At 68.2% G+C, this 15,908-nt stretch carries 13 protein-coding genes; 8 read left to right on the top strand and 5 right to left on the bottom strand.

Features of this window, described 5'->3' with window-relative positions; translation table 11 throughout:
- Nucleotides 1-286: 286 nt before the first annotated feature.
- Nucleotides 287-1,495 carry a TCR/Tet family MFS transporter gene (locus M9979_RS00720; RefSeq protein ID WP_422921410.1) on the bottom strand — a complete coding sequence of 403 codons (1,209 nt, stop codon included), beginning with the start codon at nt 1,493-1,495 and terminating at the stop codon, nt 287-289.
- 134 nt (nt 1,496-1,629) lie between these two features.
- On the opposite strand from M9979_RS00720, the gene M9979_RS00715 reads away from it, so the two are divergent.
- Both M9979_RS00715 and M9979_RS00710 read left to right on the top strand, forming a co-directional pair.
- Complete coding sequence (locus M9979_RS00715; RefSeq protein ID WP_254287402.1) at nt 1,630-2,850, top strand: acyl-CoA dehydrogenase family protein; 1,221 nt, start codon at nt 1,630-1,632, stop codon at nt 2,848-2,850.
- An 80-nt stretch (nt 2,851-2,930) separates the two neighbouring features.
- Nucleotides 2,931-3,995, top strand: a complete 1,065-nt coding sequence (locus tag M9979_RS00710; protein ID WP_254287401.1) for an acyl-CoA dehydrogenase family protein — start codon at nt 2,931-2,933, stop codon at nt 3,993-3,995.
- A 522-nt stretch (nt 3,996-4,517) separates the two neighbouring features.
- Here M9979_RS00710 and M9979_RS00705 read toward each other — a convergent pair.
- The gene (locus M9979_RS00705) at nt 4,518-5,774 is read right to left on the bottom strand and encodes a TetR/AcrR family transcriptional regulator (protein ID WP_254287400.1); all 1,257 of its coding nucleotides are present in this window, start codon (nt 5,772-5,774) and stop codon (nt 4,518-4,520) included.
- Nucleotides 5,775-5,929: 155 nt separating this feature from the next.
- Between M9979_RS00705 and M9979_RS00700 the strand changes: the two genes are divergently transcribed.
- The 6 genes from M9979_RS00700 (at nt 5,930) to M9979_RS00675 (ending at nt 12,479) form a co-directional block, all read left to right on the top strand.
- Nucleotides 5,930-7,192 carry an acyl-CoA dehydrogenase family protein gene (locus tag M9979_RS00700; RefSeq protein WP_254287399.1) on the top strand — a complete coding sequence of 421 codons (1,263 nt, stop codon included), beginning with the start codon at nt 5,930-5,932 and terminating at the stop codon, nt 7,190-7,192.
- Nucleotides 7,193-7,323: 131 nt separating this feature from the next.
- The gene (locus M9979_RS00695; RefSeq protein ID WP_254287398.1) at nt 7,324-8,406 is read left to right on the top strand and encodes a Zn-dependent alcohol dehydrogenase; all 1,083 of its coding nucleotides are present in this window, start codon (nt 7,324-7,326) and stop codon (nt 8,404-8,406) included.
- A 181-nt stretch (nt 8,407-8,587) separates the two neighbouring features.
- Nucleotides 8,588-9,631 (top strand): phosphotransferase family protein, encoded by a 1,044-nt coding sequence (locus tag M9979_RS00690; protein ID WP_254287397.1) that lies wholly within the window; start codon nt 8,588-8,590, stop codon nt 9,629-9,631.
- A 73-nt stretch (nt 9,632-9,704) separates the two neighbouring features.
- Complete coding sequence (locus M9979_RS00685; protein ID WP_254287396.1) at nt 9,705-10,469, top strand: SDR family oxidoreductase; 765 nt, start codon at nt 9,705-9,707, stop codon at nt 10,467-10,469.
- Complete coding sequence (locus tag M9979_RS00680; RefSeq protein WP_254287395.1) at nt 10,469-11,269, top strand: SDR family NAD(P)-dependent oxidoreductase; 801 nt, start codon at nt 10,469-10,471, stop codon at nt 11,267-11,269. The genes M9979_RS00685 and M9979_RS00680 overlap by 1 nt, the downstream gene beginning before the upstream one ends.
- 40 nt (nt 11,270-11,309) lie before the next feature.
- Nucleotides 11,310-12,479, top strand: coding sequence for an energy transducer TonB (locus M9979_RS00675; protein WP_254287394.1), 1,170 nt, complete (start codon nt 11,310-11,312; stop codon nt 12,477-12,479).
- A 3-nt stretch (nt 12,480-12,482) separates the two neighbouring features.
- Here M9979_RS00675 and M9979_RS00670 read toward each other — a convergent pair whose 3' ends face one another.
- From M9979_RS00670 to M9979_RS00660, 3 genes are all read right to left on the bottom strand, one after another.
- Entirely contained in the window at nt 12,483-13,376 is an 894-nt protein-coding gene (locus tag M9979_RS00670) for an acyl-CoA thioesterase (protein ID WP_254287393.1), read from the bottom strand.
- On the bottom strand, nt 13,376-14,500 hold the full coding sequence (locus tag M9979_RS00665; protein WP_254287392.1) for an acyl-CoA dehydrogenase family protein: 1,125 nt from the start codon (nt 14,498-14,500) through the stop codon (nt 13,376-13,378). Before M9979_RS00665 ends, M9979_RS00670 begins: the two co-directional genes overlap by 1 nt.
- A gap of 113 nt (nt 14,501-14,613) precedes the next feature.
- Nucleotides 14,614-15,798: an acyl-CoA dehydrogenase family protein gene (locus M9979_RS00660; RefSeq protein ID WP_254287391.1), complete on the bottom strand. Its 1,185-nt coding sequence runs from the start codon at nt 15,796-15,798 to the stop codon at nt 14,614-14,616.
- Nucleotides 15,799-15,908: the final 110 nt, after the last annotated feature.

Below are 15,908 nucleotides of genomic sequence, written 5' to 3'. Positions count from 1 at the left end.
GCTAGGTGAAGCGGCGGGCGAGCGCCATACGCAATCTTCGAAATTTGGGCAGAGAGTGTTCACGCGAAGGCGCAAAGACGCGAAGAGAAGAAGATGATTCACGCGGAGGCGCGGAGACGCGGAGGTGTCGCGCCCGGCGCGTAGCGCCTTCCTCTCTCACCAGCCGCGGGCGATCAGAGAGCCGCTTACGCGGCACAGCGGCCACAAGCCCCCTCCGCGTCTCCGCGTCTCCGCGCGAACAAAAACCTTCTTTCTTCTTCGCGTCTTAGCGTCTTCGCGTGAAAATCTAATCGGCCGAAACCACCCGCACCCGCGCCACCACGATGGCAGCGGCCATCAGCCCCAGCACCCCGGCGATCACGAACGCCGCACCCGGAAAGCCATGGTCGATCCCCCACGCCAGCACCTGCGTGAGCAGCAACGGTGACAGAATCGCGGCGACGCTGCCCATCGATCCCAATCCGCCCTGCAACTGCCCCTGCCGCGTCGCATCGACCATCCGCGACAGCAGCCCCTGCATCGCCGGCATCGCGAATCCCGACAGCGCGCTGGTGCAGAACAGGACATAGACCTGCCAGCTCTCGCTCACTCCGGCGAAGGCGAGGAAGGACAGCCCGCCCGCGATCAGCCCGATCAGCAACGCCCGCCGCTCCCCGACCTTCGCGATCGTCCGCCCGGTCAGCCCGCCCTGCACGATCGTCGACACCAGCCCGACGAAAGCGAGGCTCCAGCCGATCGCCTTCGCATCCCAGCCGAACCGCGCCGTTGCCCAGAAGCTCCACGTCGCCGGATAGACCATATGCGCCAGCTGCCACAGGAACACTGCGAGCAGCAGCGGCGCGGCGTTGCCGGCATGGAACAGCGGCCGGAACGCCCCGACGACATGCGCGTCGCGCCACCGGAACGGGCGGCGGTTCTCACGGCTGAGCGTCTCCGGCATCGCCACCAGCATCACGCTCGCGTTGACCAGCGCCAGCACCGCCGCCGCGACGAACGGCGCGCGCGGTCCCCACAGCGAGAACAACCCGCCCAGCGCCGGCCCGATGATGAACCCCAGCCCGAACGCCGCGCCGATCAGCGCGAAGGTGCCGCCGCGCTTCTCGGGCGGCGTCACGTCGGCGATCACCGACCCCGCCGGGCCATAGACCGCACCCGCCACCCCGGCGATCGCGCGCCCGGCGAACAGCCACGCGACGCTCGGCGCCAGCGCCATCACGGCATAATCGACGCCGAAGCTCAGCATCGATGCGATCAGCACCGGCCGCCGCCCGAACCGGTCGGACAGATTGCCGAGCACCGGCCCCGCGAAGAACTGCGCCGCGGCATAGACGACCAGCATCCACCCCGCGATCCGCGTCGCATGTTCGATGTCGGTCTCGCCCAGGCTCTTCAGCAGCGCCGGAAACACCGGCGCGACGATGCCGAAGCCGATCGTGTCGATCAGCACCGCCGCCAGCGCCATCGGCACCGCTCTGTGTTCGAACCGCACGTGCATGTCCCCTTGCAACCCCGCGCCGTTCTGCCGCATCGCGTTCCCCAAGCCAATGCCGGGGCTTTGCACCGGCGATCTTTCATGGCATGGCGGCGTCAGCATACCCGATCTTCAGATTCGGGACGAGGAGATATCCGATGGCCACCGCCGCCGAACTCGACGCCCCCACCGATCCGCTCGCCGCCTTCCGCAGCGAGGCGCGGGACTGGCTCGCGGCGAATTTACCCAAGGCCCTCGCGCACAAGGACGGCGGCCTCTCCGCTCTCGAAGGCCCGCACGATCCGACTCCGGACGAGGCGGCGTGGACGAAGGCGATGGGCGACAAGGGCTGGGGAGTCCCCACCTGGCCTGCGGCCTATGGCGGCGGCGGCCTGTCCCGTGCCGAGGCGCGCGTGCTGCAGGAGGAGATGGCGCGGATCGGTGCGTGGAACCCGATCGGCGGCATGGGCGTGATGATGTTCGGCCCCACGCTGCTCGAATATGGCACCGAGGACCAGAAGCAGGAGCATATCCCGCGCATCGCGCGTAACGAAGTGCGCTGGTGCCAGGGCTATTCCGAACCCGGCGCAGGCTCCGACCTCGCCAGCTTGCAGATGTTCGCCGAGGACAAGGGCGACCATTATCTCGTCAACGGCCAGAAGACCTGGACGTCCGGCGGCCAATGGGCCGACAAATGCTTCGCGCTGGTGCGCACCGACAAGACGAAGAAGCACGAGGGTATCAGCTTCCTGCTCATCGATATGACCTCGCCCGGCGTCGAGGTGAAGCCGATCCGCCTGATTTCGGGGTCGTCGCCGTTCTGCGAGACCTTCTTCACCGACGTGAAAGTGCCCAAGGACAATCTCGTCGGCCGCGAGGGCGAAGGCTGGACGATCGGCAAGCGCCTGCTCCAGCACGAACGCTCCAGCCTGTCGGGCGGCGGCGGCTCCGCGGGCCGCATGCTCGCCGGCAAGCCGCTCAGCCAGGTCGCCAAGGAGTATCGCGGCACCGACGCGGAAGGGCGCCTGTCCGACGCCGACCTGCGCATGCGTCTGATCCGTCACGAGATGGACACGCGCGCCTTCATGCTCACGCTGCGCCGCGCCGCGCTGGAGGCGAAGTCCAATTCCGGCCCCTCCGCCGCGACGTCGATCATGAAGAACGTCGGCGCGCGCATCATCCAGGACCGCGCCGAACTGGGCGTCGAGATCATGGGGATGGCCGGCCTCGGTTGGGAAGGCGAGGGCTTCAGCGAGGCCGAACTCGCGCAGACCCGCACCTGGCTGTGGGGCAAGGCGGTGTCGATCTACGGCGGCAGCTCCGAGATCCAGAACAACATCGTCGCCAAGCGCATCCTCGGCATGCTCGACCACCAATAATCCCCGTTTGGAGAGGAGCGGGAGGGCGGCGGCCACAACACCGGTCGCCGACCCTCCCGCCATAAATTCAGGAACACCGCATGGCCGTCCTCACCGAAGAACAGACGATGCTCCGCGATATGGCGCGCGAATGGGCGGACAACGAATCCCCCGTCGCCGCCTTCCGCCGGCTGCGCGATGCCGCCCCCGCCGCGGGGTACGATGCCGCCGCGTGGGGCGAGATCGGCCAGATGGGCTGGGGCGGCATCGTCGTGCCCGAAGCGCATGGTGGATCGGGCATGGGCTACCTCTCGCTCGGCATGGTCGTCGAGCAACTCGGCCGCAATCTCGCCGCCACGCCGCTCGGCGCGATCGGACCCGCCGCCAGCGCGGTCGTGCTCGGCGAGAGTGAGGAGGCCAAGGCGGACTGGCTCCCCCGCATCGCCGCCGGCGACGTGGTCGCGACGCTCGCCGTCGACGAAGGCCCGATCCACGGCGGCGCCATCGCGACCACCGTTACCGACGGCCGCCTGACCGGCACCAAGGCGTTCGTCGCCGAGAGCGACAGCGCCGCGGCGTTCGTCGTCGCCGCGGAAGACGGCCTGTATCTGGTGACCGGCGACGAAGGCGTCACCCGCTCGCCCCGCCGCATGGCCGACGCGCGCAGCCACGCCGAAGTGCGCTTCGAGCATTCCCCCGCGATCCGCCTCGGCGGTCCCGAACTGACCGCGAAGGTCGTCGATTACGCCACCGCATTGGTCACCGCCGAGATGCTCGGCCTCGCCGAACAGGCGTTCGGCGTCACCAACGATTACCTCAAGACCCGCGTCCAGTTCGGCCAGCCCTTGAGCACCTTCCAGGCGCTCCAGCACCGTATGGCGAAGATGCTGACCGAACTCGAACTGATGCGTTCGGTGGTCGAGGGCGCGCTGGAAGCGATCGACGCCAACCGCTCCGACCGCGACCAGGCGGTCAGCCTTGCGAAAGCGGTCGCCGGCGACACGCTGAAGCTCGTCAGCCGCGAGATGATCCAGCTCCATGGCGGCATTGGCATGACCGACGAACACGACGCCGGCTTCTACCTGAAACGCGCCGCGGTGCTGGAGGCGATGTGGGGCAATGCGGCGTACCACCGCGAGCGCTTCGCGCGGTTGAACGGGTATTGAGGTTCGCGCGGAGGCGAGGACAAGAAGATGGATTTTCGCGCGGAGGCGCGGAGGCGCGGAGGACGCAGAGAAGAAGAAGGTCGATCTCACGCGAAGACGCGAAGATGGCGTGCTCGCGGCGCCGTGGGGTCGCCGACTTGCCCGTGCCGATAAAGCGATCTTAGTAAACCCGTTCGTGCTGAGCTTGTGGAAGTACGATGAGTCTCATCTGCCTTTCGACAGGCTCAGGGCGAACGGCCAGGGGGTGGGCCGAGATACGCGAACGCGCCCGACCGTCGTCCCAAGCGCAACATGTTAGCGTCTTCGCGTGAGATCGACCTTCTTCTTCTCTGCGTCCTCCGCGCCTCCGCGCGAAAAACTGTTTGGATCGATCGGCGTCGAGCGCGACATCCGACACACCTCCATCCGTCACCCCAGCGAAAGCTGGGGTCTTTGCGTGGGTCGGAGCGACTCGGCCAAAGCGGAAGATCCCAGCTTTCGCTGGGGTGACGGATGGGGGCGCCCGGATCAATAAACGACCCGCTACCCCCCCAAAGCCCGATCGTCGAACAATCCGAACAGCAACGTCGACGCATACATCGCCACCGCTCTCTCGCGCGGCATCGTCGCCGCCCATTTGCGCATGTCGAACGCCGCATTCTGCAGCGCCATCAGCGCCTGCGCCGCGACCAGCGCATCGACCGCACGGATCGACCCTTCCGCGATCCCGTCCATCATCGTACCCGCGAAGCGCCGCGCGATCCGGTTCGACCGGTCGACCATCGCGGTTCGTACCACGCCGGGCAATCCCGACAGCGCCGTCGTCCGCAGCAGCGGCGCACGCTCGGCGAACTGCACGTCGAGCAACGTCGCGATCGTGCTCGCCAGCCGCTGCCAGTGCGTGCCCCCGGCGTCGTCCGCCAGCCGCTGCGCATCGCTGATCGTGTCGAAGCTGCGCCGGTAGCAGGCGATCACCAGATCGTCCTTGGCGTCGAGATGGTGGTAGAAGCTGCCCTTGGTGACGTTCAGCTCCGCCGCGATCCGCTGTACCGACGCGCCGCGATAGCCCAGTTCGTTGATGAGCCGCGTCGCCGCCAGCAGGAACGCCGCGCGCCCCGGCTCGGTCTCGGCATGGTCGAGGTCGATCGGCTGCGGCGTCCAGCGTGCGTCCGGCCCGGCGACGCCGCGCTCGAACACGTCCATCAACCGCGCCTCGATCCGGTCGTACTGGTCGGGTTCGTAGCGGACCAGCCACACCGGCAGCCAGAAGGTGTTCTCCAGCAGCACGTGCGCGCGCGCGCCGAACAGATCGGTCTCGGCGCGGTTCGCCGCCGGACCCCACAGGCCACGCGTCCGCCGGAACACCTCGCGCCAGCGATTCAGCAATCGGGTACGGTTGGGCTCTTCCGTCGCGCGCAGGTCGGACAGGACGGCCATCGCGCGATCCTCGCCGCGCTGTACCCGCGCCAGCCGTTCCATGTTGAGCGCCAGATAGCGGCGCACCCGCGCCCGCGGATCGCCCGCCGCCATCGCCTCGTCCAGCATCGCCAGCAATTGCTCGAGCGTATGCTCGAACGCCGCCGCCGCCAGATCCTCCTTGCGCTTGAAATAATAGGTGACGCTGGTCGTGTTCAGCCCGACGCGCCGTGCCACGTCGGCGAAGGTCATGCCCTTCGCGCTCTGTTCGTTGATCGCCTCAGCCGCCGCGGACAGGATCGCGTCACGCTTCGCCCGGAAGCGCTTCGTGCCCTGTTCCTCGTCCCCCGCGACGCCGCCGGCGTCCGCCTCCGTCTGCTCCATCGGGCGAGTGTATCAATCGCGCTTTCGAAGAAACAGTGTTTTTTCTACATCGCGTCGATCAGGCGTGAAAAAGCGTCGATCCGACGCGCGGCGCCACTTTACCGAATGTGCGGTACGGCCTAGACCCGGCACAAAGACACGTCGGAGAGAGCCTCATGGACTTCACCCTCAGCGAACGCGAAACCTATTTCCGCGACCGCGTACGCGCCTTCATCGACCAGGAGATCCGCCCGCGCGTCCCCGATCACGACCGCGAGGAGCACGAGGGCGAGCGCTGGAAGGTGCTGCAGACGATCGAACAGTGCAAGGAAAAGGCAAAGGCCGCGGGCCTGTGGAATTTCTTCATGCCGCCCAATTCGGGCCAGACCCACGTCGACGACAGCTTCGAATTCGAGGGCACGCAGCTCACCAACCTCGAATATGCGCTGTGCGCCGAGGAGATGGGCAAGATCGGCTGGGCGTCGGAGGTGTTCAACTGCTCCGCCCCCGACACCGGCAATATGGAGGTGTTCCACCGCTACGGCACGCGCGAACACAAGGAGCACTGGCTCGGGCCGTTGATGCGCGGTGAGATCCGCTCCGCCTTCCTGATGACCGAACCCGCGGTCGCCTCGTCCGATGCGACCAATATCGAGACGTCGATGGTCCGCGACGGCGACCATTACGTCATCAACGGGCGCAAATGGTGGTCCTCGGGCGTCGGCGATCCGCGCTGCAAGGTCGCGATCGTGATGGGCAAGACCGATCCATCCGCCAAGCGCCACGCGCAGCAAAGCATGATCCTGATGCCGATGGACGCGCCCGGCGTCACCATCGAACGCATGCTCACCGTCTACGGCTACGACCATGCGCCGCACGGCCATGGCGAGGTGGTGATGAAGGACGTGCGCGTGCCGGTCGCAAACGTGCTGCTCGGCGAAGGCCGCGGCTTCGAGATCGCGCAGGGGCGTCTCGGGCCGGGGCGCATCCACCATTGCATGCGCACGATCGGCGTGGCGGAAACGGGGATCGAGGCGATGGCCAAGCGCCTCCTGTCGCGCGTCGCCTTCGGCAAGCGGATCGCCGATCATTCGGTGTGGGAACAACGCATCGCAAAGGCCCGGATCGACATCGAAATGACGCGTCTCCTCTGCCTCAAGGCGGCGGACATGATGGACAAGGCCGGCAACAAATCGGCGCAGCTCGAGATCGCGATGGTCAAGGTCGCCGCGCCGACGATGGCGCTGCAGATCCTCGACGACGCGATCCAGGCGCACGGCGGCGGCGGTGTCAGCCAGGACTTCAACCTCGCCCATGCCTGGGCCGCGCTGCGCACGCTGCGCTTCGCCGACGGCCCCGACGAGGTCCACAACCGCGCGATCGCCCGGGCGGAGTTCGGTAAATACGGGGAGTACGCTGCGGAACGCCCGACGCGCTGAGCCTGCTGCCCTCACCCTTCGCCGCCTTCGGCGTCTCTCCCTCTCCCGATGGGAGAGGGAGAGACGCCCGCCGCCTTAGGCGGTGGGAAGGGTGAGGACGATCACTCCCTCGACCTTCACAGGACCATTCCATGAAAGCCGCCGTCCTCTTCGAACCGAAACAGCCGCTCACCATCGAAGACGTCACCGTCTCGAACCCCGCCCCGCACGAGGTCCTCATTCGCACCGTCGCGGTCGGCGTCTGCCGATCCGACCTCCATTTCGTCGACGGCATCTACCCGCACGCGCTCCCCACCATCCCCGGCCACGAAGCCGCCGGCGTGGTCGAGGCGGTCGGCAGCGAGGTGCGCACCGTCAAGGTCGGCGACCATGTCGTCACCTGCCTGTCGGCCTTTTGCGGCCAATGCGAATTCTGCGTCACCGGCCGGATGTTCCTCTGCATCGACGCCGGCGTCCGCCGCCCCAAGGGCGCGCCCCCGCGCCTGACGCTCGGCGACCAGCCGGTCGCGCAGATGCTCAACCTGTCGGCCTATGCCGAGATGATGCTGGTCCACGAACATGCCTGCGTCGCGATCGATCGCGACATGCCGATGGACCGCGCCGCACTGATCGGCTGCGCGGTGACGACCGGCGCGGGCGCGGTGTTCAACACCACCGACGTGACGCCGGGCGAGACGGTCTGCGTCGTCGGCTGCGGCGGCATCGGTCTCGCTGCGGTCAATGCCGCCAGGATCGCCGGCGCCGGCAAGATCATCGCGCTCGACCCCGTTCCCGAAAAGCGCGCGCTGGCAGAGAAGCTGGGCGCCACGCACAGCATCGACGCCTTGTCGCCGACTGCGGCCGACGAGGTCGTCGAGATCACCAAGGGCGGCGTCCACCACGCGATCGAGGCGGTCGGCCGCCCGCAGAGCGCCGCCACCGCGGTCAAGGTCCTGCGCCGCGGTGGCACCGCGACGATCCTCGGCATGCTGCCGCCGAGCGAGCGGGTCGGTCTGTCCGCGATCGACCTCCTGTCGGGCAAGAAGCTGCAGGGCGGATTGATGGGCAGCAACCGCTTCCCGGTGGACATCCCGCGACTGGTGGATTTTTACATGCGCGGGGCATTGGACCTCAACGCGGTCATCGCGGAGCGCATGCCGCTCGAACGAATCAACCACGCCTTCGACGAATTACGCAAAGGCGACGCCACCCGCAGCGTGATTACCTTCGGATGAGTCTCCCGATGCTGACCCCATACCCCCCGTCACCCCGGACTCGTTCCGGGGTCCACCGGGCCGCGAGCGTCGCGCTCACCCCTCCAGCCCCGCGCCTCGCCGCGGAGTGGACCCCGGAACAAGTCCGGGGTGACGGAGGTGGTTGGGCGGCCCGCATCCCTCCATCAGCACCGGCGACAGCATGACCGACACCATCCCCGTTACCGACAAGGACCGCCTCGACGAGGCCAACCTTACCCAATGGATGCAGGCCAACGTCGCCGGCTTCACCCCCCCGCTGACCTACGCCAAGTTCGCCGGCGGCCAGTCCAACCCGACCTACCGCATCGACAGCCCGTCGGGCGCCTACGTCCTGCGCCGCAAGCCGTTCGGCCCGCTGCTCCCCTCCGCGCACGCGGTCGATCGCGAATACCGCCTGATCGCGGGCCTGTACCCGACCGGCTTCCCGGTCGCGAAACCCTATGGCCTGTGCACCGACGATCATGTCATCGGATCGATGTTCTACGTCATGGGCCTCGCCGACGGCCGCAACCTGTGGGACGGAACGCTGCCCGATTACGCGCCGGCCGAACGGACGGGCCTCTACAATGCGATGGTCGACACGCTCGCCGACCTCCACAACACCGACCACGTCGCCGCAGGGCTGGGCGATTACGGCAAGCCCGGCAATTACTTCGCGCGCCAGGTCGAACGCTGGACCAAGCAATATCGCGCCAGCGAAACCGAACACATGCCCGAAGTCGAGAAACTGATCGACTTCCTCCCCCGCACCGTCCCCGAACAGACGCGCACCTCCATCGTCCACGGCGACTATCGCATCGACAACATGATCTTCCATGCGACGGAGCCGCGCGTCATCGCGGTACTCGACTGGGAGCTGTCGACGCTCGGCGATCCGCTTGCCGATTTCTCCTATTTCCTGATGAGCTGGGTCACCGACCCGGAGGGCCGATCGGGCGTGAAGGGGCAGACCGGCCCCGCCACCGGCATCCCGACGATCGAGGAGATGACGGCGCGCTATTGCGCGCGCACCAACCGCGACGGCGTCCCCGACCTCAACTGGTATTTCGCCTACAACCTCTTCCGCCTGACCGGCATCGTCCAGGGCATCAAGAAGCGGATCGTCGACGGCACCGCCTCGAGCGCGCAGGCCGAACGCTCCGCCGCCCAGGTCCACCGCCTCGCCGCCGCCAGCTGGCATTTTGCAGAGCAGGCGGGTGCTTAAGAGCAATAGCTTACACGTCGTATCAGCATACCCGACCCCTTTCGGGCGTGACTTTTGAGACTTTAGGAGACCCATGTCGCTCTTTGATCTGACCGGAAAGGTCGCCATCGTCACCGGCTCCAGCCGCGGCATCGGCAAGGCCAGCGCCATCGAACTCGCCCGTGCCGGCGCCCGCGTCGTCATCAGCAGCCGCAAGCAGGACGCCTGCGACACCGTCGCCGCGGCGATCGACGCCGAATTTGGCGAGGGCAGGGCGATCGCCATTGCCGCCAGCATCTCGTCCAAGGAGGCGCTCCAGCACCTCGTCGACGAGACCCGCCGCCAGCTCGGCCGGATCGACGTCCTCGTCTGCAACGCCGCCTCCAACCCCTATTACGGCCCGATGGAGGGGATCGCCGACGACCAGTTCCGCAAGATCCTCGACAACAACATCCTCTCCAACCACTGGCTGATCCAGATGGTCGTGCCCGAGATGCGCGCCCGCAAGAACGGGTCGATCGTCATCGTCTCCTCGATCGGCGGCTTGCGCGGGTCGGAGGTGATCGGCGCCTACAACGTCTCCAAGGCCGCCGACTTCCAGCTCGCCCGCAATTATGCGGTCGAATACGGCCCCGACAACGTCCGCGTGAACTGCATCGCGCCGGGCCTCATCAAGACCGACTTCGCCCGCGCGCTCTGGGACACGCCGGAGGCGGAGACGCGCTCCAGCCGCCACACGCCGCTGCGGCGCCTCGGTGACCCGATCGATATCGCCGGCGCGGTCGTCTATCTCGCATCCGACGCCGGCCGCTACATGACCGGGCAGGCGATGGTCGTCGACGGCGGGGTGACGATCTGATGGCGCGCTTCACCGGCAGATCGATCGTCGTCACCGGCGCGGGCAGCGGCATCGGCCGCGCCGCCGCGCTCCTCTTCGCCGCCGAAGGGGGCAGCGTCGTCGCCGCCGACCGCACCGACGGCGCCGACGCCACCGCCGCGGCGATCGTGGCGGCGGGCGGCACCGCGCAGGCGATCCGCATCGACGCCGGCAACGAGGACGACGTCGTCCGCGCCGTCGCGCTCGCCTGCGACGCGTTCGGCGGGCTCGACGTCATGTTCGCCAACGCCGGCATCTCGGGCGGCATGGCCAACATCTTCGACACCGACGTCGCGCTCATCACCGACGTGCTGCGCGTCAATTTGATCGGCCCGTTCCTCGCGATCAAGCACGCCGCCCCCCACATTGCCGAACGAGGCGGCGGCGCGATCGTCCTCACCGCCAGCGTCGCCGGCATCCGCTCGGGCGCCGGCTCGCCCGCCTATTCGGCGTCGAAGGCCGGCGTCATCAACCTCGCCGCAGTCGCCGCACAGCAGCTGTCGGGCAGCAACGTCCGCGTCAATGCGCTCTGCCCCGGCCTGACGGAGACGGGCATGACCAAGCCCGTCTTCGACTACGCCCGCGATGCCAACAAGATGGACCGCGTCGGCCGCCTCAACCCCCTGCGGCGCGGCGCGCAGCCCGAGGAGCTGGCGAGGGTCGCGCTGTTCCTCGCCTCCGACGACGCCAGCTACGTCAACGGCCAGGCGCTCGCGGTCGACGGTGGCCTGTCGTCGAGTCATCCGGTGACGCGGCAGGAATACGGCAAGACCGCGGTCTGACCGACTTGCAGGCGTCACAAGCACCGGTCAGAATGCGGTCATGAGCCTGATCCTTATCGCCAGCCTGCTTGCCGGCGCCGCCGTCGCCCAGACCGTGCCGCCCCCGGTCGAGCTGTTCCGTCGCACCCCGGGACCGCATGCCAGCGCCGTTCCGGCATCGCCACCGCAGCAGCAGCTCGGTCGCTGGCTGATGAGTCCGGTCCTGTGCGCCGGCGCCGCGGGAAGCGACGTCACCGCGCAGCCGCTGGTCCGCGCACCCGATCCGCAGCGCTTCCTCGGCTGGAGCGGAACGACCCCGCGCCGCACGCTGACGGTCGACTTCCGCATCGATCGCGACGGCCGCCCGCTGTCGATCGCGCGGCGAGGAACGGGCGAATACGTCTACGTCCCCGATGCGGAGGACGTCCTCCCCGCGCTCGCCGCCAGCCGGTTCGCGCCGGGCATCGCCCGCGACCGCTGCACCGCGACGTTCACCGCCGACCTGACGCCGATCGCCGCCGCCCCGATCGACGACGTGATGGCCTATTCGGTCTTCCCCAGCCGCGCGCCGGTCAGGGCGATATGGGATCGCCTCCGCCCGCCGGGCAGCACCTGCACCGACCCCGCGCCCGACGTGCTGCTCCGCGCCTTCCCGGCGTTCAAGGCGATGCCCGATCAGCCGGGCTACCGGACGTGGAGCATGACCGGCTACGACCTCGATGCGGCGGGCAAACCCAGGAACGTCCGCACCGTCGCGGGCAGCGGTGCTGCGTCCCTCGACCTCGGTGCCCGCGACGCGGTGGCGCGCTCGCGCTTCGAACGCGGCGCGCGGGTCGGCTGCCTCTATCCCTATTTCAAGGGGCCCGCGATCCTGCCCGCGCCGGTCCCGCCCGAAGAGGATGCGGTGCGCCCCGCCAGGGCGACGTGTCCGCAGCATCACGGCTGGAACCGCGCGCCGGTGCTGGTCTACCCCACCACCTATCAACGGCGCAGCATCGAAGGCTGGGCGATGATCGCCTATGACGTCGCCCCCTGGGGCCAGACCGGCAACGTCCGCGTGCTGCAGGCGGAGCCATCGGCGGAGTTCGGGGATGCCGCCATGGCGATGATCCGCAACGCGACCCTGCCGTCCTCCGACACCGGCTATACCGGTTGCGTCGATCGCGTCCGCTACGTCATCCGCAAGCCCGGCACGCCGTCGGTCACCCCAGAGATCGACGCGCCCGATTGAGCGTCAGGCTTTCGGCGCCCGCCGCCGGATCAGCCCTTCCTGCGCGACGCTGGCGACCAGCCGGCCGTCCTGCGTGAAGATGCTCCCGCGGTTCATACCGCGCGCATGCCCCGCCCACGGACTGTCGGTCGTGTAGAGCAGCCAGTCGTCGGCGCGGAACGGCTCGTGGATCCACAAAGCATGGTCGAGGCTCGCGGTCTGCATCTCTGGCATCAGCCAGTTGACGCCATGCGGCATCATCGACGTCGCGAGCAGCGCCATGTCCGACGCATAGGCCAGCACCGCGCGATGCACCGCCGGATCGTCGCCGATCCCCGCCGCGGTGCGGAACCAGGCGGCGTTGCTCGGCGCGCGCTTCTCCGGCGCGAACCAGCTGCGCGGGTAGAGCGGTCGCATCTCGATCGCATTCTGGCGGCGGGTGAAGAAGTCGCGGAACCGCTCGGGCACCTGATGCGCGATGGCGAGGCGCAGCTCGCGCTCCGACTTCAGCGTCTCCGGCCCCGGTACGTCGGGCATCGCATCCTGATGGTGCAGCCCGTCCTCGGGCGTCTGGAACGACGCGGCGAGATTGAGGATGGGCTGCCCCTTCTGCAACGCCACCACGCGCCGCGTGGCGAAGCTCTTGCCCTCGAAGTCGCGCGTCACCTGATACAGGATCGGGAAATTCTCGTCCCCCGGCCGCATGAAATAGGCGTGGAGCGAATGCGCGGCCTTGCCCTCGACCGAGCGCTGCGCCGCCTGCAGCGCCTGTGCGATCACCTGTCCGCCGAACACCCGGCCGCGCCCACCCGGCTGGCGCGGCCCGCGGTACAGGTCGGTGTCGATCTCCTCGACGTCGAGCAGCGTGACCAGCCCGGCCGCCAGCTCTTCAGGCGTGCGTTCGCGATACTCGCCCATCAATAACCCGCAGCCTTCGCCAGCCGGTCGGCATGGAAGCCGATGTCGCCGAACATCTCGGCGAGCACGCGGGCGCGCTTCATGTAGAAGCCGATGTCGTACTCGTCGGTCATGCCGATGCCGCCGTGCATCTGCACGCCCTCCTGCACCGACAATGTCGTCGCCATGCCGGTCATCGCCTTGGCGATCGACACCGCCTCATCGGCGTCCGCGCCGGCGTCGAGCAATTGCTGCGCCTTGAGCACCGCGGCGCGTGCCACCTCCATCTCGCTGTAGAGATGCGCTGCGCGATGTTGCAGCGCCTGGAAGCTGCCGATCGCGACGCCGAACTGCTTGCGCTCCTTGAGGTAGCCGACGGTCATGTCCATCGCGCCGCCACCGACGCCGAGCAGCTCCGCCGCCGCGCCCGTGCGGCCCGCACGCAGCAGCCGGCCGAGCGGATCGCGCCCCGCATCGACCTCGCCGATCACCGCATCGGCATCGATCTCGACCCCCTCGAAGTCGATCCGTGCGGCGAGGCTGGAGTCCGCCAGCCGCTCGGGCGTGGCCGTCAGATTGGCGGCGTTCTTCGATACCGCGAACAAGGTCACGCCTTCGGCATCGTCGGGCGATCCGGCGGTGCGCGCGCCGACGATCAGCAGGTCGGCGACATGACCGTGCGTGACGAACCTTTTGGCGCCGGTCAGGCGAAAGCCGTTGCCCGACCGCTCCGCCTTGAGGCCGATCGAATCGCGATGCTTGGCGCCCTCGTCGATCGCCAGCGCCGCGACCGTCTCGCCCGCGACGATGCCGGGAAACCAGCGTTCCGCCTGGCCCGAACCCTTCAGCGCCTCGACCGCCGCGACCGCGGTGGCGAGGAAGGGGGACGGGGACAGGTTGCGCCCGATCTCCTCCAGCACCACGCCCGCCTCGACATGGCCGAGGCCGAGGCCGCCCTGATCCTCGGGGATCAGCACGCCGTTGAGGCCCATTTCGGCGAACTGCTTCCACAGGTCGCGGCTGAAGCCGGTGGCGTCGTTCGCGTCGCGTAACGCGCGCATATGGCCGACCGGCGCATGTTCGGCGATGAAGTCCTTCGCCGTGTCGCGAAGCATCGCCTGTTCGTCGTTGAGGTAGAGGGGCATCGATCAATTCCTGCGTCACCCCGGACTTGTTCCGGGGTCCACCGTGCCTCATGCGGAAGCGCCGGTGGAAGAGTGGACCCCGGAACAAGTCCGGGGTGACGGAGCGTGTGTGTCTAGGCTCCCGGCAGTTCCAGGATCCGCTTGGCGATGATGTTGAGCTGGATCTCGCTGGTCCCGCCCTCGATCGAATTCGCCTTGGTCCGCAGCCACGCGCGCGGCGCTGCGCCGGTGTGCGAGCGGTCGCTCTCCCATTCGAGCGCGTCCGAACCACCCGCCGCCATCATCAGCTCGTGGCGGTCCTTGTTCAGTTCGGTCCCGACATACTTCATCATGCTCGGTTGCGCCGGATGCGCGCGCCCCGCCTTCAGCTCGTCGATGAACCGCTCGCTCATCGCCGCGAATGCCTTCGCCCGCACCTCGAACAGCGCGATCTGCGTGCGCAGCACCGGGTCCGCCAGCCGTCCGTCGTGATCCAGCCCGATCGTCGCGATCGCGCCTTCGATCAGCGGATTGCGCCCGCCGCTGGCGAGGCCCATGCCGCTAATCATCTCGCGCTCGTGCCCAAGCAGATATTTGGCGACGTCCCAGCCCTTGTTCTCGTCGTGGATGCGGTTCGCCTTGGGCACCTTCACGTCGTCCATGAAGGTCTCGCAGAACGGCGAATAACCGCTGATGAGCAGGATCGGCTTGGTCGAGACGCCGGGCGACGCCATGTCGAACAGCACGAAGCTGATCCCGCCCTGCTTCGACGCCTTGCTGGTGCGGACGAGGCAGAAGATCCAGTCGGCCTTGTCGGCGTAACTGGTCCATACCTTCTGCCCGTTGACGATATAATGGTCGCCCGCATCCTCGGCGCTCGCCGCGAGGCCGGCGAGGTCGGAGCCGGCATTGGGTTCGGAATAGCCCTGGCACCAGCGGATCTCGCCGCGCGCGATCTTGGGCAGATGCTCCAGCTTCTGTTCCTCGGTGCCGTACTTCAATAGCGCCGGCCCGAGCATCGAGATCCCGAAGCTGTTGAGCGGATTGCGCGCGCGGATCGCCGCCATCTCCTCGCGCAGGATCTTGGTCTCCGCCGGCGACAGCCCGCCGCCGCCATATGCCGTGGGCCAGTCCGGCACCGTCCAGCCACGCGCGGCCATCCGGTCGAGCCAATCCTTCTGCGCCGGCGACGACGGCTGGAAGTTGCGCCCGCCCCAGCAAACGTCGGCGTCGGATCGTACCGGCTCGCGCATTGCGGGCGGGCAGTTTTCCGCCAGCCAGGCGCGGGTGTCGGAACGAAAGGTGTCGAGGTCGGTCATAGTCTAACTCCCAGTCCGTCACCCCAGCGGATGCTGGGGTCTCCCGCTTGGCACGCGACGCGGCCCGAACCGGGAGATGCCAGCCTGCGCTGGCATGACGGTGATTGTGC

Origin of the sequence: Sphingomonas liriopis (assembly GCF_024211255.1) — a bacterium.
GTDB classification, from domain to species: domain Bacteria; phylum Pseudomonadota; class Alphaproteobacteria; order Sphingomonadales; family Sphingomonadaceae; genus Sphingomonas; species Sphingomonas liriopis.
This window is presented reverse-complemented; position numbering and strand designations above follow the sequence as displayed.